The sequence below is a fragment of the Pedobacter chinensis genome (assembly GCF_003339865.1).
Lineage (GTDB): Bacteria > Bacteroidota > Bacteroidia > Sphingobacteriales > Sphingobacteriaceae > Pedobacter > Pedobacter chinensis.
This window is the reverse complement of record NZ_QPKV01000004.1, coordinates 477,541-498,515: the sequence shown is the minus strand read 5'-3', so window position 1 is coordinate 498,515 and position 20,975 is coordinate 477,541. Positions and strand designations below refer to the sequence as shown.

The window sequence follows — 20,975 nt, the reverse complement described above, 5'->3', positions numbered from 1 at the left end:
TTAATTTTATAGTTTCTATTTGCCAATATTACTAATTTAGTGTTAATTGAGTTTTAAATTTTGAAATTATCTAAATCAGGAAATAAAATTCATGAACTTAAAATCTGATCATCTTAAAAATCCTGGCTCAAATCAAATCCTCATCTTTATAACTATAATAATTATTGCTGGCAAATATCAAATGATCAACTACATAAAGCCCCAGCATCATTCCCGATGCCACTAAATCTCTGGTCAATTTATTATCGCTTTCACTGGGTTTTAAATTCCCGGAAGGATGATTATGCGCTAAAACAATATTGGCAGCATTATTCTCAAGGGCTACTTTAAAGATAACCTTAGGATCAGCAACGGTTCCTGCCTGACCACCCTTGCTGATAAGATGTTTACCAATGATATGGTTAGATCGGTTGAGCAAGAGAATCCAGAATTCTTCGTGATTCAGATCTGCAAAAGTATGTTGAAAATATTTATGAACATCGCTGGATGCTGTGATCTGATTAAGTTGCTCTTCCTGCGTTTCCTTTCTACGCAAACCTAACTCTAACGCCGCAATTACAGATATTGCCTTGGCCTCTCCAATCCCTTTGAATTTAGAAAGATCTTGTATCGAAGCTTTGCCTATTTTCGTGAGGTTATTATCATAGAATGCTAAAATTCTTTTGCTTAAATCAACAGCAGTTTCGTTTCTGTTTCCGGAACCAATCAAAATAGCAATTAATTCTGCATCGGTTAAGTGCCTGCGGCCATGTTGTAATAATTTCTCTCTTGGCCGGTCTTCCTCCGCCCAAAGTTTAATGCCCAGTTTTTGTTCGTAATCTCCCATAATTTTTTACACAAAAAAAAGGCATCCCAACTTTTGGTTGGGATGCCTTCACTAATATCGTAAAAAAAGTGGATTATGCTAAACCGTTAACGAATTTCGTTAATTTTGATTTATTGTTTGCCGCTTTATTTTTGTGAATAATGTTCTTTTTAGCTAAACGATCTAACATAGAGATTACTTTAGGCAATAAATCTGATGCAGATTTTTTATCTTCTGCAGCACGCAATCTTTTAATGAAAGTACGTGTGGTTTTTGCCTGATATCTGTTGCGTAAACGTTTTGTTGCGTTTGCTCTAATTCTTTTTAATGAAGATTTATGATTTGCCATTTCTATTTAGCCTTTTATTTTTCTTTAATCGTTTCCTATAATTCGGGTTGCAAATATAGAGTTTATGTTTTTAAATTACAAAAGAATTTAACTTTTTTATTCGTTTAAACTTAACCTCATTTCGATGGTGCAAAAATACATTAAATTTATTCATTTATAACGCTTTAACTTTGGAACAAAAATTGATAAGAATTAAGAAAACAAGCTTAAAAACACTATTTTTGAAGAAAACGATTTTCGAGTGAAAAAACGAATAGCCATCTTTGCTTCCGGTTCTGGCTCCAATGCCCAAAAACTAATGGAGCATTTTAAACGCAGTAATGACATTGAAATTTCTTTGGTGCTGACCAACAATGCTGATGCGTATGTACTTCAGAGAGCAGACAATTTTGAAATACCAACCCATATTTTCGATAAACACGAATTTTATAAAACTGACGAAGTGATCGATTTACTCAAAAACCTGGATATTGATTTCATTGTTCTCGCAGGTTTTTTATGGCTGATTCCTCAAAATTTAATTGCCGCTTATCCGGGTAGAATCGTTAATATCCATCCTGCAATTTTACCAAAGTTTGGCGGAAAGGGCATGTATGGCGACCATGTACACCATGCCGTAATGACAGCAGGCGAAACTGAGGGCGGAATTACCATTCATTATATTGATGAAAATTACGATGAAGGCGAATACATTTACCAGGCCCGTTATAAAATTGACAAGGACGACAATTTAGAAATGATAAAATTTAAGGGACAACAGCTGGAGCATCAACATTATCCCCGCATTGTTGAAAGCCTGGTAAAGAAGATAAAGAAATAGTTATAATTATACATGTATTATTAACCTTTTTGTTCACCACAAAATGTTCACAACTGGTTAATATGGTGTGATTGCATTTATTCCACTACAACCGTTATTCAGGGATACAAGAAGTACTTTCTTTTTAATCCCAGACTATTCGAGGTCAATGTATATTGCTATCAAAGCCCAGTCCTATCCCATGATGGTTGCATTTTATTGCATGTTTAAAATCTGAATACCCTCCGGATTAAGTGCTATTCATTCCCTCTCCGCTTGTTACCTATCGTATGATCCTCAGATTCAAGAAAATTACGCAGACTATTTTTTATCTGCGTAATCAGCGACATCTGCGGGAAAATACCTGAAGAATCTAAACGTTATTATATTGATTGTTATGACCACGAAGTAGCTGCGAAGCAAAATAAATCATCCCTATCATTGACGTGTTTTTGTAATTTATTGTTAATCAGGATTTAATTAAAGTTTTTAAAGAAATAATATCCCGCAGATTTAAGAAAATTACGCGGACTATTTTTTATCTGCGTAATCAGCGACATCTGCGGGAAAATACCTGAAGAATCTAAACGTTATTATTGTTTTACGCAAAGAGCATGGTACACTGCTGTCATTTCCGCGCAGGAGGAATCCTTAAAGCTTTCGCTGTTAAGGTAATGAAGAGCATTTCAACAATGTTTTATCTTACTTCAAATTTGTGTCCCGCCTACTGTTATCATGAGGCGGCACGACGAAGCAATCTGTTTTGTCATTATAACCCCAATTGCATCGTTGGAAAGATTGCCTCACTCCAACGCACATGCCTTTTCTTCAGTTCGCAATGACGGGAATCTCAACAAAATTTATCTCAGACCTTCAGTTCTCGTTCGCAGAATAAGTCATTTATATTGATTGTTATGAAATAATCATCCCTGAGAATGACAAACCCTTTAACCACTATCATTCTGAACGCAGTGGAGAATAAGATGATTTTTTACTCAAAGACATAATAAAAAAACAATCCTGTTTTACTACCTTTGCGGCTCAAAATGTCGAGTAGAATGAGTCAACCCATTAAAATCAAAAACGCTTTAATTTCAGTATATTATAAAGATGGTTTAGCCCCATTGGTAAAATTATTAGCCGCACAAGGTGTACAGTTATTTTCTACCGGTGGAACAGAGCAATTCATCAAAGATTTAAATTTACCAGTTACGGCTGTTGAAGATTTAACCGGTTATCCATCAATTTTAGGTGGCCGTGTTAAAACCTTACACCCTAAAGTTTTTGGTGGAATTTTAAACCGCAGAGCCTTAGCGGGCGATCAGGAGCAAATTGCAGCATACGAAATCCCTGAAATTGACCTGGTTATTGTTGATTTATACCCTTTTGAAGAAACTGTAAAAGCTGGCGGAACACCTGAAGAAATCATTGAGAAAATCGATATCGGTGGAATTTCGTTGATTCGTGCCGCTGCGAAAAACTTTAACGATGTGGTAATCATCGCTTCTAAAAACGACTACCCTACTTTACAGGCTCAATTAGAAGAACAAAATGGCGAAACTACTTTGGCACAGCGTAAAACCTATGCTAAAAAAGCTTTCCACACCTCTTCTCACTATGATACGGCAATCTTCAATTATTTTAACGAAGAAGAACCACTTGATGTTTTTAAACAGAGTGTTGCTGATGCTAAAACTTTACGTTACGGCGAAAACCCGCATCAAGGTGCTGTATTTTATGGCGACTTAGATGCCATGTTCACCAAACTGAACGGAAAAGAACTTTCTTACAATAACCTGGTTGATGTGGATGCGGCCGTTGCATTGATTGACGAATTTGAAGATCCTACTTTTGCGATCTTAAAACATACAAATGCCTGCGGCATTGCTTCTCGTCCTACTGTTAAACAAGCCTGGATCGATGCATTAGCCTGTGATCCGGTTTCAGCTTTTGGTGGTGTTTTAATCACAAACGCTGAGGTTGATTTAGCCACTGCTGAAGAAATCAACAATTTGTTTTTTGAGGTTCTAATTGCACCATCTTACCAACCGGAGGCGGTTGAATTATTCAGCAAAAAGAAAAACCGTGTGATCTTAAAACGCAATGAAGTTGAATTGAGCAAAAAGCAATTCAAAACTTTGTTGAATGGTGTAATTGAGCAGGATAAAGATTTGATTATTGAAGGACCGGAGCAAATGACTACCGTTACCGATAAAGTACCAACGGCACAAGAATTAAAAGATTTATACTTTGCAAATAAAATTGTTAAGCACACAAAATCTAATACCATTGTTTTGGTTAAGGATGATGTGTTAATTGCCAGCGGTGTCGGTCAGACTTCCCGTGTTGATGCGTTAAAGCAAGCCATTGAAAAAGCAGCATCTTTCGGTTTCAGTATTAAAGGAAGTGTAATGGCATCTGATGCTTTCTTCCCATTTCCTGATTGCGTGGAAATTGCTGCTGATGCTGGAATCACAGCCGTTTTACAACCAGGCGGATCTATTAAAGATGCAGATTCTGTTGCAAAAGCTAACGAAAAAGGAATTGCAATGGTAACCACGGGCGTAAGACATTTTAAACACTAGGCTAAAGGACTGAAGGCAAAGGGTTTAAAGACAGAAGGTTTAACCCCTTGCCGTCATTGCAAGGTACTAAGCAATCTTATAACAAAGGTTTTATCACATTAAGATTGCTTCGTACCTCGCAATAACGATAGCCTTATAATAAAAGTGCCTGCAAAAATATTAAAACAAATAGCAGGACTGATTTAACCTAAGAATTACAGTTTTTATTTTCTAATCATTTTAATTGTCTTAAAAACAATTTTAGGAACAAAGAAAATAAAACTTAAAACAATAAAAAAGCTATTTTTACATTAGGAATAGTATAGATTTGATAAAATAAAGAAAACTTACCTTATACATGGGATTATTTAACTGGTTTACGCAAGAAGTGGCCATCGATTTAGGCACTGCGAATACCCTGATTATACATAACGACAAAGTGGTTGTAGATGAACCATCTATCGTTGCTTTTGATCGTACTACAAACAAAGTTATCGCTATAGGTCGTCAGGCGATGCAAATGGAGGGTAAAACCCATGATAATATTAAAACCGTTCGCCCTTTAAAAGATGGTGTGATTGCCGATTTCAATGCTGCTGAAGCAATGATTAAAGGGATGATCCGTATGCTTAATGGTGGTAAAGGCTGGATGTTTCCATCTTTACGGATGGTGATTTGTATTCCATCGGGTATTACTGAGGTAGAGAAACGTGCAGTACGCGATTCAGCGGAAATTGCCGGAGCAAAGGAAGTTTACCTAATTCACGAACCAATGGCTGCTGCTGTAGGTATTGGAATTGATGTAGAAGAACCAATGGGTAATATGATTATCGATATCGGTGGTGGTACCACTGAAATTGCGGTTATCGCATTATCAGGTATTGTTTGTGATCAATCTATCCGTGTTGCGGGAGATAATTTCGACTCTGATATCGTGAACTACATCCGCCGCCAGCACAACATTATGATTGGAGACAGAACTGCTGAGAAAATTAAAATTGAAGTTGGCGCTGCTTTACCTGAGTTACAGGATGCGCCTGCTGATTTCGCTGTTCAAGGCCGTGATTTAATGACCGGAGTTCCAAAACAGATCACGGTTTCCTATACTGAAATTGCACACTGTTTAGATAAATCGATTTCGAAAATAGAAGAGGCAATTTTAAAAGCATTAGAGATTACACCTCCGGAGCTCTCTGCAGATATTTACCAAACGGGTATTTATTTAACTGGCGGTGGTGCGTTATTAAGAGGTTTAGATAAGCGTGTTGCGGCCAAAACTAAATTACCTGTTCACGTGGCTGAAGATCCACTTCGTGCGGTAGTTCGTGGAACTGGTATCGCCCTTAAAAATATTGGCGGTTATAAATTCTTAATGCAATAACATCAGTTTACAGTTAACAATTTTCAGTTTGGGGCGAACTCACCGAAAACTGAAAATTGTTAACTGATTAACTCCCAACTCAATACTCAAATGCGTAACCTTTGGATTTTCATCAGCAGATACAACGCATTTTTCTTGTTTATTATCTTTTTTACGATCGGGATTTATCTGACTGTGAAAAACAATGCCTATCAACGTAGCGTAACCTTAAATTCATCAAATGAAATTGTAGGCACTGCTTATGAAAGGCTGAATGTGCTTAAAAGATATTTGAACCTGGGAATGGTAAATGATAGTCTGGCCGCTGAGAATGCAAAGTTAAAAACACAATTACTGGGCTTAACCACAGCCGATACTTCAAAAGATGTTAAGGTAATTGATACTTTTACCAATCAACAATACACCTATCTGGCCGCTAAAGTGGTTAAAAATTCAATCACGCTACGCAATAACGTCATGACAATTAACAAGGGTAGCCTGGATGGAATCAAAAACGGTATGGCAGTAATTGCTCCGCAACGGGGTGTTGTTGGTTTTATCCGCGATGTTTCTGAACATTTGGCAACCATACAGTCGCTTTTACATAAAGACACCAGAATCAGCGTTACACTAAAGAAAAATAATGCTTTAGGCTCTTTAGTTTGGGGAGATGGTAATTTCGATATCAAAAAAGCCCTTATTAAGGAAGTACCCAACCATATTAAAATGTATGTTGGTGATACAGTGGTTACCTCGGGTTTTGGCTCTTTCCCAGCTGGCATTTTGGTAGGCAAAATCATCAAGCCTAATGTGGCTACCAATGATAATTTTCTATCAGGAGAATTGAATTTATTTACCGATTTTGGTACGTTGCAATATGTTTACGTGGTAAAAGATAAAACAGCTGATGAGCAAAAAGCTTTAGAAAGCCTAATTAAGCCAAATGAATAGTAGAATAGTAATTGTAAATGTGATCAGGTGGTTTTTACTGCTTTTTGTTCAGGTATTCCTGCTCAAAAACATGGGCTTTTATGATCTTTCCACTCCCTTCATTTATGTGCTTTTTCTCTTATTGCTTCCTTTTGGCATTCCAAATATTTTGTTGTACGCATTGGCATTTGGAACCGGTTTAACCCTTGATGCATTTTACGATACCATGGGCGTTCATGCCACAGCCTGTGTAGTTTTAGCGTTTGTTAGAATATCTTTTATTTCCATAAGTTTAAACCGCGACGCAATTGATGACCCTGAACCTTCGTTAAGCTATATGGGTTTCCAATGGTTTTCTCTTTATGCTTTTCTTTGCGTGATTGCACATCATTTGGTGCTGTTCTTTTTAGAAACATTCAGGTTAACTGAAATTGGTTATACCTTAATGAGATGCGGCTTAAGTTGTATCTTTACACTGCTTATTATTTTATTGGTAGAGTTTATATTCTATAGAAGAACATCCCGCTAATGGATCAATTATTTAACCGAAAATATATCGTTCAAGGATTATTCATTGTAATTGCCCTTATTTTACTGGGGAAGTTATTTTATATCCAGATTATTAGTGATGCTGCTTTCGTTTCGGCAGAAAGTAATGTTTTGCGCAAGATTTATAAATATCCGGCACGCGGTGCTATTTTAGATCGCCACATGAAGGTTATTGTGCAAAATGAACCTGTTTATGATTTAATGGTAACGCCAAATGAGGTTAAACCATTTGACACTTTGGCACTGGCAAAAGCTTTGGATATCACGGTAGATGAGGTTAGGAAAAACCTAAAGAAAGCACGGGGAAAATCCACTTATCAATCTACACCTTTTCTTAAGCAAATCTCCGTTCAAAGTTATGCCCGTTTGCAGGAAATGCTTTATCGCTTTCCGGGTTTCAGAACGCAGGATAGAACCATCAGGCATTATCCTGACAGCGTTGGCGGGCAATTATTTGGATATGTTAAAGAGGTGGATAGTGCAGACATCGCAAAATCAGAAGGTTTTTACAGACCCGGCGACTACAAAGGCAAAAGTGGTATTGAAAGATCTTATGAAGAGATTCTACGGGGAGAAAAAGGGGTTATAAACACCGTATATGATGCGCATAATACGCCTCAGGGAAGTTATGCTGATGGGAAATACGATATTAATGCTGTTTCAGGAGAGCGGTTAATCTCTGGGATTGACATGCGAATTCAGAAACTTGGTGAGGAGTTAATGAACAACAAGGTGGGAGCCATTGTTGCAATCGAACCATCAAGTGGTGAGGTATTGGCTTTCGTGAGCAGCCCCGGTTATGATCCGAATTTACTGGTGGGCAGAAGCCAGGGGAATAATTACATGAGCTTAATCGGTAATCCATACAAACCCTCAATGGTTCGTCCAATTCAAGGCAGGTATCCTCCGGGATCGTCATTTAAACCTATTGATGCGCTGCTTGGTTTACAGGAAGGGGTAATCGATGTAAACACCACTTTTAACTGCCCTGGCTATTACATGGCAGGAAACCATAAAGTAAAATGTGAGCACGTTGATGGAAACATTAGCATGCGCCGAGGCATTGCCAGATCGTGCAACACTTATTTCTGTTATGTTTTTCAAAAACTGATCACCAGAAACGGCATGAAGAATCAACGTCAAACTTATCAGGACTGGCGTGATAAAATTGCAAAATTTGGATTCGGGCAAACATTGGATATTGATTTACCTTTTGAAAAGGCCGGGTATTTCTATAACTCTGATCACTACGATAAAATTTACAATAAACGTTGGGGCTACACCACTGTGATTTCTCAGGCAATTGGCCAGGGAGAGATCACTGCTACCCCATTGCAAATTGCAAATGCCATGGCTGTTATTGCTAATCGCGGTTATTACATAAAGCCTCATTTAATCAGAGCGATGGGCGATAAGATTAAAAAGGAATACGTAGAGAAAAACTATGTTGGTGTTGATGCAAAATATTTTGAGCCTGTAATTGATGGCATGCAGGATTGTGTAAACACAAGCTGGGGAACAGCCATTTTATCCCGGATTCCAGATGTTGTGCTTTGCGGAAAAACCGGAACAGTACAAAATCCTCATGGCAAAAATCACTCTGTATTTATCGGTTTCGCCCCACGCGATAATCCAAAAATCGCTATAGCCGTTATCGTTGAAAATGCTGGCTACGGAAGTACGTATGCTGCACCAATTGCCAGTTACATGATCGAAAAATATTTAAAAGGAAACATAAGTGGTGCGAGAGCCTCGCAGGTAGAATGGATGAAAAATCAAAACCTTCTACCAGTGCTCAAAGATAAAACCAAAGGAATAAAATTAACTAAAACAGATAGTTTATCGATTAAAAAAATTGATTCTGCCAAGCGGGCAAAAGATAGTTTGAGAATAAAATCGGCAACGATTAAACAAACCGTTGCGATCAAACCGAGAGAATTTAAAGCCATAATTGATGATAAACCTGTAAGCAATAAATAAAATGCAGCAGCAACAGGGAAACCGTTTCTTTTTTAATGTGGATTGGATTACTGTTTTAATCTACATTGCCCTTTGTGCCATTGGTTTTACCAATATCTATGCATCCATTTATAATCCTGATAAAGCAGGTGTATTCGATTTTACCAGTAGTTACGGGAAGCAACTGATCTATATTATTACGGGATTAATTTTAGGCTTATCCATTCTGTTATTTGATGGAAGGCTTTTCAATGTCTTCTCTCCTTTTATTTATGGGGGCACATTGGTGCTGTTGCTGGCCGTGCTCGTCATTGGGAATAAGGTAGCCGGAAATCAGGCATGGATTTCCATAGGATCTTTTAAATTGCAACCCGCCGAATTTGCCAAGTTTGGCACAGCACTTTTACTGGCCAGATACGTTGGTACATTCAATCCGAAATTTAGAGATCTTAAATCGATTCTGATTGCAGCATTGATTGTTGGAGCACCGTTGGTACTAATTATGCTGCAACCAGATACCGGTTCGGCATTAGTATTTTTGTCATTTATGTTTCCATTATACCGGGAAGGATTGTCAGGTTACTTTCTCCTGATATTTCTAGGAATGATTGTTTTATTTGTGGCCGATTTTTTAGTACCAACCTATATACTGATTATCATTATCGTCTCCATTGCTGCGTTGTTCATTTACACAAACAGGAGGAAACAAAAGATTATTTTCTCCACGATTTTGGTTACGGCATTTGCTATTGGTTATCTTTTTTTAATTAAGGTTGCCTATGAAAAAGTCTTAGCACCGCATCAGCGCAGTAGAATTGAGCTAATGCTTGGCCTTAAAACAGATAATCGGGGTGCGGGTTACAATGTAATTCAATCGCAGATTGCTATAGGTTCAGGACAAGCAACCGGACGGGGATTTTTAGAAGGAACGCAAACCAAATATGGTTATGTGCCTGAACAAAGCACCGATTTCATCTTCTCTACCATTGGCGAAGAGTGGGGCTTTTTAGGCTGTTCAGTTGTAATTGGTTTGTATATTTTTCTATTGCTCAGGTTAATCAACTTAGCAGAAAGACAGCGATCTACCTTCTCCAGGGTTTACGGTTACTGTGTGGCTTGTATCCTTTTCTTCCACGTATTCATTAATATCGGGATGACCATCGGAATTATTCCTGTGATCGGAATCCCATTACCATTGATCAGCTACGGTGGTTCATCACTGTGGAGCTTTACCATTCTTCTTTTCATCTTTTTGAAATTGGATTCGAATAGAATGGGATTCTTTTAGAAGCCAGCGTTCATACATGGTGTTTTATTATGCATCGTGCCTAACCATTTCGTCTTGCTGAACTTGTTTCAGCATCTTTCCTGCTATGTGTTCATGCCGTTAAGGTCCTAAAACAAGTTCAGGATGACGACCGTTCTATGTATGGTATTATGCATCATGTCTAATCATCACATCTTGCAGAACCTGATTCAGCATCTTTCATGCTATGTGTTCATGCTATTAAGGTCCTGAAACAAGTTCAGGATGACGACCGTTCTTGTACGGTGTGTTATTATGCATCGTGCCTAACCATCACGTCATGCTGAACTTGATTCAGCATCTTTCATGCTATGTGTTCATGCTATTAAGGTCCTGAAACAAGTTCAGAATGACGACCGTTCATGTATGGTGTTTTATTATGCATGGTGCCTAACCATCACTTCATGCTGAACTTGATTCAGCATCTTTCATGCTATGTGTTCATGCTATTAAGGTACTGAAACAAGTTCAGGATGACGACCGTTCTTGTACGGTGTTTGTTATACATCATGCTTAACGGTTCATATATGGTGTTTAAATATTATGCCTGGCCATTTCATCCTGCTTGACCTTACGTTAGTCGGGATTTGCAATCTCGACTACGTCACTGTGGATTTGAAATCCACCACTCAAAATCAATAATTATTTGCTAAATCTTCTGTTCAGCAATTCGTAAAACTGATCTACCGTTGCCTGTTTACTTGCCCAATCATTTTTAACAGCATAATTGCTTTGCAAAAAGCTATCGGCTGCTTCAAAGCTGTTCATTTTATTTACAATATCAATTGCTTCAGAATATGCCAGATTGTATCCTTTGAAAAGATCTTTGATGAAAAGTAGTTTTTCATTCAAGCTAATGCCTTGTTTTAAATCAGCAATTGGTGCTTTTACCGGTTCATCAGTTTTGGCATGAGTTTTTGCCAGTAAATCATTTAAACTCGGAGCAGGTTTTGAAGATATAGGTTGAACAGGAGGTTTTACAGGAATGGCCTCGGGGATAAAAACAGGCTTTTCTTCAATTACCGGAGGAGAGATAATCGGCTCATCCATCTCTACATCTCTTAATGCTTCGATTGGTTTTGCCGGGGCAGGTGCTTCTAACGAAATTTCTTCTGCTTTTGGTTGAATATTTTTTGCCTCTTCTTCTTTTGAGATCAAAAACGGCTCCGGACCAATCTCATCTTCTTCAGCCAACACTGGTTCATCTTCGGCAGGTAATTCATCTTGCTCTTGAATCCTTTTCTTTTGCGCTAATATTTCCTCCTCATCCTTGCTTAAAGGTCTGTCGAAAATTTCCTCCACAGGTTTAGCTTCATAATCAAACTGATCATCGGCACTGTGATTACCCAACACAAACTCGAAAGTATGATCATCATGATCTGGCTTGAAAAAATCTTTATTCAGAATTTTCTCAGCAGTTTCTTCATGAATCTTTTCATCATCCAATACTTCCTGCTGCTGTTTTACATCCACTCGTTCTTCTTCCTCCTCTGCTGCTGCCACTTCAGCAAGCTCCTCCGGATCAAAATATTCTTCCTCTTCTTTGTAGCTTTTTGCAACATTTAATTCATCAGCAATGTTTACAGGTTCATTCTGAACGGATACATCAGGTTTTGGAAGTTCTTTTTGCGTAATGCTTGCATTCAGTTTTTGTACAATCCGCACATGATCTGCAAGAAAATCTGCATTGGCCAGAAAAAGTTCCAGTTCCAAATCATTTAACTGTTGTGGATTTTGAGCAAGAAACTGATACTGCTCATTTAATTCTGTTAAAATATTGCCTACTTTTTTGAAGATATCTTGTTGGTTCATCATGAAGTTATAACGATTTTTTGATCGATTTATGTTGGTAACTATGTGTTCAAAAATAACACATAATTATGATATTTGTTCGGTTAAAAATTATAGACAACACATCAGGGCATAAACAATCGGGCATGTTATTTAGTGAACAAAATTTTAGAAGAAGGGGCGAATTTTCAGGAAGTATTGAAGTGGTATGTGGTTCCATGTTTTCGGGCAAAACGGAAGAACTGATCCGCAGACTGAAAAGAGCTCAGATTGCTAAGTTAAATGTAGAGATTTTTAAACCCCGAACCGATACCCGTTACCATGAAACTGCCGTTGTTTCTCATGATTTAAACTCCATTAATTCCACACCAGTTGACAGCGCTTCGGCAATTTTGCTTTTAGGCGCCAATACCCAGGTGGTAGGCATTGATGAAGCGCAGTTTTTTGATGATGAGCTTCCTGATGTTTGCAACAAACTTGCTTTGAAAGGCATCCGTGTGATTGTGGCAGGCTTGGATATGGATTTTACAGGTAAACCATTCGGGCCGATGCCTGCTTTGATGGCCATTGCCGAACATGTTACCAAAGTGAATGCGGTTTGCGTTTGTTGCGGAAATCCTGCACTTTACAGCTATAGAACCGTTGCCGATGAAAACACGGTTTTACTTGGCGAAAAGGAAAGCTATGAACCGCGTTGCAGAGCTTGCTACAATGTTGGAAAGGGATGATTTATTGGTTCATTGGTCATTAGTTCGTTAGCGTATGGCTTCATCTCTTGAAATTAAAACAGTATCCATTTTAGGTTGCGGTTGGTTTGGATTTGCTTTTGCAAAGAAGCTAATTGAACTTGGCTATGAAGTTAAAGGCTCAACCACAACACCAGAAAAATTAACCCTGCTTGCTGAAGAAAAGATAAAACCATTCTTGGTTAATTTTACAGCTGATGAAATTGCTGCTGATCCGGTTTTTTTTGAAACGGATGTACTTTTTATCTGTATCCCTCCTAAAAGAAATTCAGCTGAATTAAACCATTATCACAATAAGATAAAGGCGATTTTAACTGCTGCCAAAAAATCTGGCAAAATTGTTTTAATCAGCTCAACCAGTGTTTACAATGATGGAAATACAGTGGTTAATGAAGATAGTGAAACGCATCCTGATACCGATTCGGGCAAAGTGATATTGAATGCTGAGTTGCTTTTAAAAGATTATTTTCCGTCCGATTACACCATCATCCGTTTCGCGGGATTGATTGGTCCAAACCGAAACCCCGGAAGATTTTTTGCTGGTAAAACTGATGTTCCGAATGGTCTGGCACCAGTAAATTTAATTCATCAAACAGATGCCGTTGGCATTGCTTGCAAGCTTTTGGAGAAAAAAGCCTTCGGTAGGATTTACAATGCTTGTTCGCCTAATCATCCGGCAAGAAAAAATTTATATACCGCAGCCGCGAAAGCATCTGGCCTGGATGAACCTGTTTTTATTGAGGAGAAAAAAGAATGGAAAGTTATAGAGAGTTTAAATGTACCGGCTTTTTTGGGTTATGCGTTTCAGGTTGGGATTTGATTATAACCTGAATGAGGTTGACATACCTTCATAGGTCTTGTATTAGAGTAGAATTTTGATATACAGCTGGTCGAGATTTATAATCTCGTCCTTAAGTACTGTGGATTTGAAATCCACCATACAAGTAAAATCATCATTGCGAAGGAGTTCTCCTATCCCTCATCGGTAACGACTGCGGCAATCTCCTTCATGATAATAAATCCATAAGGAGGTTACGGCATAAAAGTAAGATTGCTTCGTCGGCTGAAGGGCCTACTTGCAATAACGATCGTTTTAGTTTTCCCCATCTCATTACTGTGTGATATTTTATGTTGGTTAACTCAACAATCCCAGCAATTCTTTTTTGTTCAAACCCTTAAAAAACCCACCATCAGTTTGGATTAAATTTTTAACCAAATCTTTTTTTGTGGCTTGCAGCTTCATAATTTTCTCTTCTATCGTATCAGGACAAATTAATCTGACCGCCATTACATTTTTATGCTGCCCAATCCGATAGGCACGATCAATGGCCTGATTTTCCACTGCTGGATTCCACCAGGGATCAACCAGATAAACATAATCAGCTTGTGTTAAATTCAGCCCTGTTCCGCCTGCTTTCAAACTGATCAGAAAAACAGGAATATCATCATTCTCTTGAAATGACTGAACCGTTTCTGCCCTGTTTTTAGTTTGACCGGTTAAATACGCATACCTGATCCCGCGTTTTTCAAGCTGTTTTTTAATAAGATCGAGCATGGTTACAAACTGAGAAAAAACCAGAATCTTGTGTTTAGGCGCTTTACTTTCTATCTGCTCCAGCAATACTTCAATTTTTGATGAAGCCTGGAGATACGATTTTCCATCAGCCAGTAAAGCCGCCGAATTGCAGATCTGTCTTAATTGAGTGATGCTTTTTAAAACATGCATCGAACTTTTCGGAAGTTCATCCTCTGTTTTATTTAAAATAAAATCCTGAATCTCTTTTTTATTGGCCTCGTAAACTTCACGTTGCTCCTCTCCCATTTCACAATAAAGAATAATCTCCGTTTTATCCGGAAGTTCTTTAGCCACCTGCTCTTTGGTTCTGCGCAGAATAAATGGTCTGATTTTTCGCTGAAGTTCTTCACTTCTTTTTCGATCTTTAAATTGATCAATCGGTGTTGAATACAAATCGGCAAATTGTTGTTTGCTTCCAAACAAACCCGGACAGGCGAAAGACAATTGTCCGTATAAATCAAAAGTATTATTCTCAATCGGCGTTCCGGTCATTACCACTTTGTTTCTGGATTGCAACATCCGAACAGCTTTATATCGCTGCGATTCCGGGTTTTTGATGTGTTGCGATTCATCCAGAAAAATATAATTGAAACGATAATCTTTCAGGAAGCGGATATCAGAAAGCAGCGTTCCGTAAGAGGTTAAAATGATCTCGTAATCATCAAAGCTATCCGTTGTCTTAACTCTTTCATTACCATAAATCGTTTTTACCTTTATGGATGGAGCAAATTTCGCTACTTCAGCTTTCCAATTAAAAATCAGCGATGCCGGAACCACAACAAGATTGGTACGATGTGAAACTTTTTCTCTTTGTGATAAAATAAAAGCCAGAATCTGAATGGTTTTACCAAGCCCCATGTCATCTGCCAGGCAGGAGCCAAAGTTAAAATCATCTAAAAAATTAAGCCAGTTTAAGCCATCTTTCTGGTAATGCCGCAAAGTTGCCCGCAACGTTTTCGGTACTTCAACTTCCCGGATAGAATTTGTTCCTTCAAATTTCTGCTTATATAACGTTAACTCATTTTTAACTTCGCCATCCAACACGGCATCCTCGTAAAGCTCATTAATGGTGGCAAACTTAATTTTTGGAGTTAAAATAGCATCTTCAGTAACCTCTCCCGCATTAAAGTAGTCAGCAAATTTTTCAATCCATTCATGAGGTAAAATGCCTTGTGTGCCATCATCAAGTGTAACAAATTTACTCTTGTTTCTGATTGATTTATGAAGATGCTTTAGTGCTACCCGCTGCTTGCCAAACTTTACTTCAACCTTTGTTTCAAACCAATCTGTGCCACTCAACACCTCAATATTAATGTGCGCTTTGTACTCACTAAGCTTATTGTTTTTCAGCTGGTTGAAACCTAAAATATGAATGCCTTTGTTTCGCCAGGTTTCAAATGCATCTAAAAACCAGGCTTCTTCTAAAAATCTTTTGCGATGGAGGTAATATGAATCATTGGTTTCCTGTTCATAAAAAAAGGGATGCTGTTTTAACACATTTCCAATAAACTGTAATTCGGCTTTTTCATCACGATAAACGGTAAATATATTCTCTAATTTGTCCTGTGCCTGAATTTGTTTTTTGGACAGCACCGGAATCTCTAAATTGCCATACCGCATTACCGGAGTAATTAATATATAATCTTCTGATTCTGAAAGGTAAATCAATTGCTCGTTTTCCAGGTCGAAACCTTTTTCTTCAATCTGACTTTTCGTAGCGGGTTTCAGGTAAGAATAATCAACATGAATGCTACCTTCCAATGGGATCAGTATGGTTTTCTGAAATTCGGGATATTTTGATTGATGCAGAATTAACCGGTTACTTTGCTTCTTGAAAAAACCAATGACCCGCAGCAAATCCAAACGGGTTATGAGATAAAGTTGATCTTTAAGCTGAATGAAATATTGATGAACAAGCAACAATTGGTCAAGCTCATAAGATTTTCCTTCGATGATTAATCGACCGGTAATTTCATAGAATTCATCCTTCTGGTTTACTGTTAAGCGCAAATCGACATCTAATGTTTGAACATCTACCGCAGTAATAGTTGATGCTTGAATGGAAGAAGACTGCCTGATATCTTGCAAATAAACCGGAATGCCCAAAGGATTTTTAACAATTGCTTTTAATGCATCAATTTCGGTTTCAGTTGGCTCAGTATTGTAATTTTGATGAAAGGCAGCCACACCGCTGTAGAATTTTAACACTTCACTTTCTTCAGCTTTAAAAATCAACTCAGCAGAATTTATACCTTTTAAAGGATTTTTAACCTTTCCGCTTTTGGTTTTTTCGGCCTCAAAAAGTTCTATCGTTAAATTATTATAATATCGATGCTGGCCTAAAACCAAAATCAGTTTACTAACATCATTTTTAAAATTTTTATTGGTTTTTGCAGGCAATAAAATCTGCTGCAACTGCTGCTGCGCTTCTTTATTAAATGGCTGGAGGGCATCTATTTTAGGCTTAATTTCTATAGCTCCTTTTACATAAACCAAATTGAAAAGTAAATCAAGGTTTGGTTCTTTTTCTAAACCATAATCTAAAGCTATTTTGGAAAGTCGCTGTTTTCGAAGGTTTTCATCAAAAAAGATCAACAAATCCTGTCGCTGCAAAACATTGTATAAAACCTGAGCCTGATGTTCACAAAGTTTGTTTTTAGGAGTGGTACATCTGCAAGAAAGTTTCACTGAATTTTCATTCTGCTGAATCTGAACAATGGGAAAAGGCATATCAGATTCATGATGACTAAAAGCTCCAAAATCTATTTCAATCTGCTCAGGAAAAACATTGAAAAAACCTTTACTTTCAGTATGAATTTGCTGATTTAAATGTTTAAGAATAAAAATGGCATTCAGATTTTTCAGGTTAAAATCCTCTAAAATATAATCGTATGGATTTAATTCTGACAACTGATTATTTTTATTTTTTTCACTCATTTACGCGTATAAAAATACATTTCAATACGGATATAGATTAATGAAATTTTATGATTTTACTAACACCTTCAGAGCCCTTAAAGTTAAATTAATATAAACACATTGAAAGGTAATTTAACTAAATATAATTTTGAATCATCTAATTTTAAATTATGTTTGTTTAACAGTTAATGAATTAACCTCAAAACCAGATATTTTTTCTATGAAAAACATTACCGACAGACACGAATTTATACTCAAGAAATTAAAAGAAGATGGAAAAGTGAGCATATTGGAACTGACCGATTTAATGGAGGTTTCGGGTGTTACGATTAGAAAGGACTTAAAACTTTTAGAAGACAAAAACCTTTTGTTCAGAACCCGTGGCGGAGGTTCCATTAATAATCCTTATGCCAATGAGCGCACCATAAACGAAAAGGCATTCATTAATTCGGATGAAAAACAAAAGATTGCAAAAGCTGCGCTCTCTTTAATAGAAAAAAATGATTCGATTAGTATTGGTTCGGGCACAACTGTATTTGAATTGGCCAGATGTTTATATCCTAACCAACATTTAACAGTGATTACGCCTGCGCTTAAGGTTGGCCTGGAATTAAGTTCACGCCCAAACATTGAGGTATTGCAGTTAGGCGGCTTAATTCGCTCAAATTCATCTTCAGTTGCAGGTTCTTATGCAGAACGTGTGTTAAGTGAAATATCTTGTGGAGTATTGTTTCTTGGTGTTGATGGAATTGATTTAGACTTTGGCTTTTCAATTACCAATTTATCTGAAGCTACATTAAATCAAAAAATGATTGAAACCGCTCAAACTGTAGTCATTATGGCCGATAGCACTAAGTTTGATAAACGTGGCTTAGGAAAAATTTGTGGCTTTGAGCAGGTTCACTACATCATTACCGATAGCGGAGTTTCAGAATCTGTTATTAATCAAATAGAAGAAAAAGGCGTTAAAGTAATCGTTGCTGTTTAGCTTAAATAAGGCTAATGTCGGTACTTACAAAGTAATGATCGCTTGGATAAATTCCATTGATTTGATCTTTAATGATGTTTGCTGATTGAACCTGAATTTGACCGCGGGTAAAAATAAAGTCTATTTTTCCTGTGGCATTTGTTTTGATATACTCGTTCCCTAAAAAGTTATGAAAAGTAGCTCCGGGTTCTTGGTTACCGTGAACGGTTAAATAACTTTCATTCCAACCGCCATCAGTAATAATTTTGAAAACCGGGTTTTTAGCATCAACGTTGAAATCTCCAATTAGCAACTGAGGAAAATCTTTTTGATATTGGCTGCTTTCTTTTATAATCATTTCACCTTGTTTATTTCTGGCTTCCTGCGATTTATGATCCAGATGTGTAGCCATGACCCTAAATTCCTTACCTGATTTTTTATCCAGTAACCGTACCCAATTCACATGTCTTGCACGGGCGGTATCCCAGGCTAAACTTCCACCTATTTCGGGCGTTTCCGACAACCAATAACAACCAGCTGAAACCATTGCATACCGTTTCTTTGAAAAAACAACCAGGTTTTTAGCAATTCCGTTGTATGTTTCTTTGTTTACATCCATTTCAGGTCCATCAAAACCGAAAGAGAAATAATCGGGCATGGCTTTTTGAATATCTTCTGCCTGTACCCTCAAAACTTCCTGCAAACCGATTATATCGGGTTTTTGTGCTTTTATAATTTTGATACAAATATCCTTTCTCGCTTTCCAGCCACGGCCTAACGCATCATCTTCAGGCAGAGCCACACGAATATTGCAGCCTAAAATCCGATGATTATTTTCAAACCTTTGCGTTTCTGAAAACCGCGAAATGGCCTGAGTCTGCGTTCCCAATATTGTTGTAGAAAATACCAGCCCAAGGCTTTTGACAAAATTTCTTCTTGAAAATTCAGACATATTTTTATGATTGAGCCAGTTCCAGTGAATTTAAATATGCGCCTTTTTCAATTAGCTCTTTACGTAAAAGATTTACATCCAATTGAGAAGGTAAAACATTGTTTCGAACAGATAATTTTGCTGCTCTGCCAGCGGCCTCACCCATGGCCATACAAGGCGCCATCACTCTAATGGCCGACATGGCCTCATGTGTTGTAGAGATACATCTTCCGGCAACAATCAGGTTTTCAATCTGCTCAGGGATAAGTGAGCGATACGGAATATCGTAACAATCGCCACACCATTCCAAAGTACAGCCACCACCCTGCGGATGATGAAGATCTAAAGGGTAACTTGCCACGGCAACTGCATCATCAAATCTTCCACAACTTAAAATATCTTGTGCCGTCATTACATATTTACCCACAATTCGCCTGGTTTCCCTAATTCCGATAAAAGGTGCCATTTTAGCGAAATATGCGTTTTCAAACCCTGGAACATAGTTAATCAGGTATTTTTCAATATCATGAATTTGCCTGCGTCCTTCAGCTTCACCAAAAGAAAGACTGGCCGGATCTGTTCCATCTACACCGTTAACCCTGGTCATATTTACCCAAACTTCTCCTGTTCTCAAACCAGTGATTACAATGGTCCGCTCTGTGGGTAATTTTAACCCGTCTTCTTGCGCTTTCTGAATTAATGAGCGTAATCCAACCACAATGAATTGGTTGTTTTGACCAAAATATTCGTTAGGAATAAAATCGGTAAGATACGTTCTTGGCTCTTCTGAAATGCTCAAACGCAATTTTTCAGTATCAACGCCAGCCAAACAAAACATTAGCGTTGGTGGCTGAACTCCACCTTGTTCGTTTCCTTGCTCGCATTCTACGCCGGCCCTAAAAGCCACATCTGCATCTCCGGTACAATCGATAATGGTTTTGGCCAAAATCACTTCACGTCCAGATTTACTTTCTATAATAATTCCTTTGAGATGATTTTCTTCTCTAATCACCCCCACACAAAAAGCATAAAGCAAAACTTCCACTCCACTTTCTAAAAGCATTTCCAAGCCAACATTTTTTACAGCCTCTGGTTCAACCAGTGTAAGGCTCATGTGCAAAGGGCATGGCCGATGCTCGCTTGAAGCATTTTTTTCTTTTAATTTATCAATAAATTTTTGAGGAAGGCCTTTAATAATCTGATTACCTTTTTGACCTAAAAAGCCGAGTATTGGCAGTCCGATCGTCATATTACCGCCCACAAAGCTTCTGCTTTCTATCAGCATCACTTTTAAGCCATCATCAGCTGCTGCTTGTGCTGCAATAAGTCCTGAAGGTCCACCGCCCACCACTAAAACATCTACGCTTGCCCGAACCAGGAGTTCTTTTGCAGGTTCAGTAACTGTTAAAATCTTATTATCCATA

16 protein-coding genes are annotated in these 20,975 nt (G+C 37.8%); 10 read left to right on the top strand and 6 right to left on the bottom strand.

The features are described 5' to 3' along the window. Positions 1–127 precede the first annotated feature (127 nt). Positions 128–826 carry a RadC family protein gene (gene radC / locus DU508_RS12460; RefSeq protein WP_115403129.1) on the bottom strand — a complete coding sequence of 233 codons (699 nt, stop codon included), beginning with the start codon at positions 824–826 and terminating at the stop codon, positions 128–130. A 73-nt stretch (positions 827–899) separates the two neighbouring features. Next, a complete protein-coding gene (gene rpsT, locus DU508_RS12455; RefSeq protein ID WP_010603296.1) occupies positions 900–1,154 on the bottom strand; it encodes a 30S ribosomal protein S20 in 255 nt (84 codons plus the stop codon). 241 nt (positions 1,155–1,395) lie between these two features. On the opposite strand from rpsT, the gene purN reads away from it, so the two are divergent. From purN to rodA, 7 genes are all read left to right on the top strand, one after another. Beyond that, complete coding sequence (gene purN, locus DU508_RS12450) at positions 1,396–1,974, top strand: phosphoribosylglycinamide formyltransferase (RefSeq protein WP_115403128.1); 579 nt, start codon at positions 1,396–1,398, stop codon at positions 1,972–1,974. Between the two features lie 1,037 nt (positions 1,975–3,011). Next, on the top strand, positions 3,012–4,538 hold the full coding sequence (purH, locus tag DU508_RS12445; protein ID WP_115403127.1) for a bifunctional phosphoribosylaminoimidazolecarboxamide formyltransferase/IMP cyclohydrolase: 1,527 nt from the start codon (positions 3,012–3,014) through the stop codon (positions 4,536–4,538). Positions 4,539–4,875: 337 nt separating this feature from the next. Then, on the top strand, positions 4,876–5,898 hold the full coding sequence (locus DU508_RS12440; protein ID WP_010601761.1) for a rod shape-determining protein: 1,023 nt from the start codon (positions 4,876–4,878) through the stop codon (positions 5,896–5,898). 90 nt (positions 5,899–5,988) lie between these two features. Then, positions 5,989–6,828 (top strand): rod shape-determining protein MreC, encoded by an 840-nt coding sequence (gene mreC / locus DU508_RS12435; RefSeq protein ID WP_115403126.1) that lies wholly within the window; start codon positions 5,989–5,991, stop codon positions 6,826–6,828. Further along, positions 6,821–7,336: a rod shape-determining protein MreD gene (locus DU508_RS12430; RefSeq protein ID WP_115403125.1), complete on the top strand. Its 516-nt coding sequence runs from the start codon at positions 6,821–6,823 to the stop codon at positions 7,334–7,336. The genes mreC and DU508_RS12430 overlap by 8 nt, the downstream gene beginning before the upstream one ends. After that, the gene (gene mrdA, locus DU508_RS12425; protein WP_115403124.1) at positions 7,336–9,336 is read left to right on the top strand and encodes a penicillin-binding protein 2; all 2,001 of its coding nucleotides are present in this window, start codon (positions 7,336–7,338) and stop codon (positions 9,334–9,336) included. The genes DU508_RS12430 and mrdA overlap by 1 nt, the downstream gene beginning before the upstream one ends. Before the next feature lies 1 nt (position 9,337). Continuing rightward, entirely contained in the window at positions 9,338–10,603 is a 1,266-nt protein-coding gene (rodA, locus tag DU508_RS12420; RefSeq protein ID WP_199562700.1) for a rod shape-determining protein RodA, read from the top strand. A 660-nt stretch (positions 10,604–11,263) separates the two neighbouring features. Here the strand turns inward: rodA and DU508_RS12415 are convergent. After that, on the bottom strand, positions 11,264–12,436 hold the full coding sequence (locus DU508_RS12415) for a hypothetical protein (protein WP_115403122.1): 1,173 nt from the start codon (positions 12,434–12,436) through the stop codon (positions 11,264–11,266). A 122-nt stretch (positions 12,437–12,558) separates the two neighbouring features. On the opposite strand from DU508_RS12415, the gene DU508_RS12410 reads away from it, so the two are divergent. Together DU508_RS12410 and DU508_RS12405 are read left to right on the top strand one after the other, a co-directional pair. Beyond that, positions 12,559–13,140, top strand: a complete 582-nt coding sequence (locus DU508_RS12410) for a thymidine kinase (RefSeq protein WP_115403347.1) — start codon at positions 12,559–12,561, stop codon at positions 13,138–13,140. A 34-nt stretch (positions 13,141–13,174) separates the two neighbouring features. After that, positions 13,175–13,978: an SDR family oxidoreductase gene (locus DU508_RS12405; protein ID WP_115403121.1), complete on the top strand. Its 804-nt coding sequence runs from the start codon at positions 13,175–13,177 to the stop codon at positions 13,976–13,978. A 315-nt stretch (positions 13,979–14,293) separates the two neighbouring features. Here the strand turns inward: DU508_RS12405 and DU508_RS12400 are convergent, their stop codons facing one another. Further along, entirely contained in the window at positions 14,294–17,671 is a 3,378-nt protein-coding gene (locus DU508_RS12400) for a DEAD/DEAH box helicase (RefSeq protein WP_115403120.1), read from the bottom strand. 202 nt (positions 17,672–17,873) lie between these two features. Between DU508_RS12400 and DU508_RS12395 the strand changes: the two genes are divergently transcribed. Further along, positions 17,874–18,641, top strand: coding sequence for a DeoR/GlpR family DNA-binding transcription regulator (locus tag DU508_RS12395; RefSeq protein ID WP_115403346.1), 768 nt, complete (start codon positions 17,874–17,876; stop codon positions 18,639–18,641). A 1-nt stretch (position 18,642) separates the two neighbouring features. Here the strand turns inward: DU508_RS12395 and DU508_RS12390 are convergent, their stop codons facing one another. Further along, a complete protein-coding gene (locus DU508_RS12390; protein ID WP_115403119.1) occupies positions 18,643–19,572 on the bottom strand; it encodes an endonuclease/exonuclease/phosphatase family protein in 930 nt (309 codons plus the stop codon). Positions 19,573–19,576: 4 nt separating this feature from the next. Further along, positions 19,577–20,974 carry an FAD-dependent oxidoreductase gene (locus DU508_RS12385; RefSeq protein WP_115403118.1) on the bottom strand — a complete coding sequence of 466 codons (1,398 nt, stop codon included), beginning with the start codon at positions 20,972–20,974 and terminating at the stop codon, positions 19,577–19,579. Position 20,975: the final 1 nt, after the last annotated feature.

Excerpts from the sequence above, each read along its gene's own strand:
- radC (WP_115403129.1), bottom strand. The coding sequence starts at position 826 with ATGGGAGATTACGAACAAAAACTGGGCATTAAACTTTGGGCGGAGGAA.
- rodA (WP_199562700.1), top strand. The coding sequence starts at position 9,338 with ATGCAGCAGCAACAGGGAAACCGTTTCTTTTTTAATGTGGATTGGATT.
- DU508_RS12430 (WP_115403125.1), top strand. The coding sequence starts at position 6,821 with ATGAATAGTAGAATAGTAATTGTAAATGTGATCAGGTGGTTTTTACTG.
- DU508_RS12405 (WP_115403121.1), top strand. The coding sequence starts at position 13,175 with ATGGCTTCATCTCTTGAAATTAAAACAGTATCCATTTTAGGTTGCGGT.
- rpsT (WP_010603296.1), bottom strand. The coding sequence starts at position 1,154 with ATGGCAAATCATAAATCTTCATTAAAAAGAATTAGAGCAAACGCAACA.
- DU508_RS12395 (WP_115403346.1), top strand. The coding sequence starts at position 17,874 with ATGAAAAACATTACCGACAGACACGAATTTATACTCAAGAAATTAAAA.
- purH (WP_115403127.1), top strand. The coding sequence starts at position 3,012 with ATGAGTCAACCCATTAAAATCAAAAACGCTTTAATTTCAGTATATTAT.
- DU508_RS12385 (WP_115403118.1), bottom strand. The coding sequence starts at position 20,974 with ATGGATAATAAGATTTTAACAGTTACTGAACCTGCAAAAGAACTCCTG.
- mreC (WP_115403126.1), top strand. The coding sequence starts at position 5,989 with ATGCGTAACCTTTGGATTTTCATCAGCAGATACAACGCATTTTTCTTG.
- DU508_RS12440 (WP_010601761.1), top strand. The coding sequence starts at position 4,876 with ATGGGATTATTTAACTGGTTTACGCAAGAAGTGGCCATCGATTTAGGC.
- DU508_RS12390 (WP_115403119.1), bottom strand. The coding sequence starts at position 19,572 with ATGTCTGAATTTTCAAGAAGAAATTTTGTCAAAAGCCTTGGGCTGGTA.
- DU508_RS12400 (WP_115403120.1), bottom strand. The coding sequence starts at position 17,671 with ATGAGTGAAAAAAATAAAAATAATCAGTTGTCAGAATTAAATCCATAC.
- DU508_RS12415 (WP_115403122.1), bottom strand. The coding sequence starts at position 12,436 with ATGATGAACCAACAAGATATCTTCAAAAAAGTAGGCAATATTTTAACA.
- DU508_RS12410 (WP_115403347.1), top strand. The coding sequence starts at position 12,559 with ATGTTATTTAGTGAACAAAATTTTAGAAGAAGGGGCGAATTTTCAGGA.
- mrdA (WP_115403124.1), top strand. The coding sequence starts at position 7,336 with ATGGATCAATTATTTAACCGAAAATATATCGTTCAAGGATTATTCATT.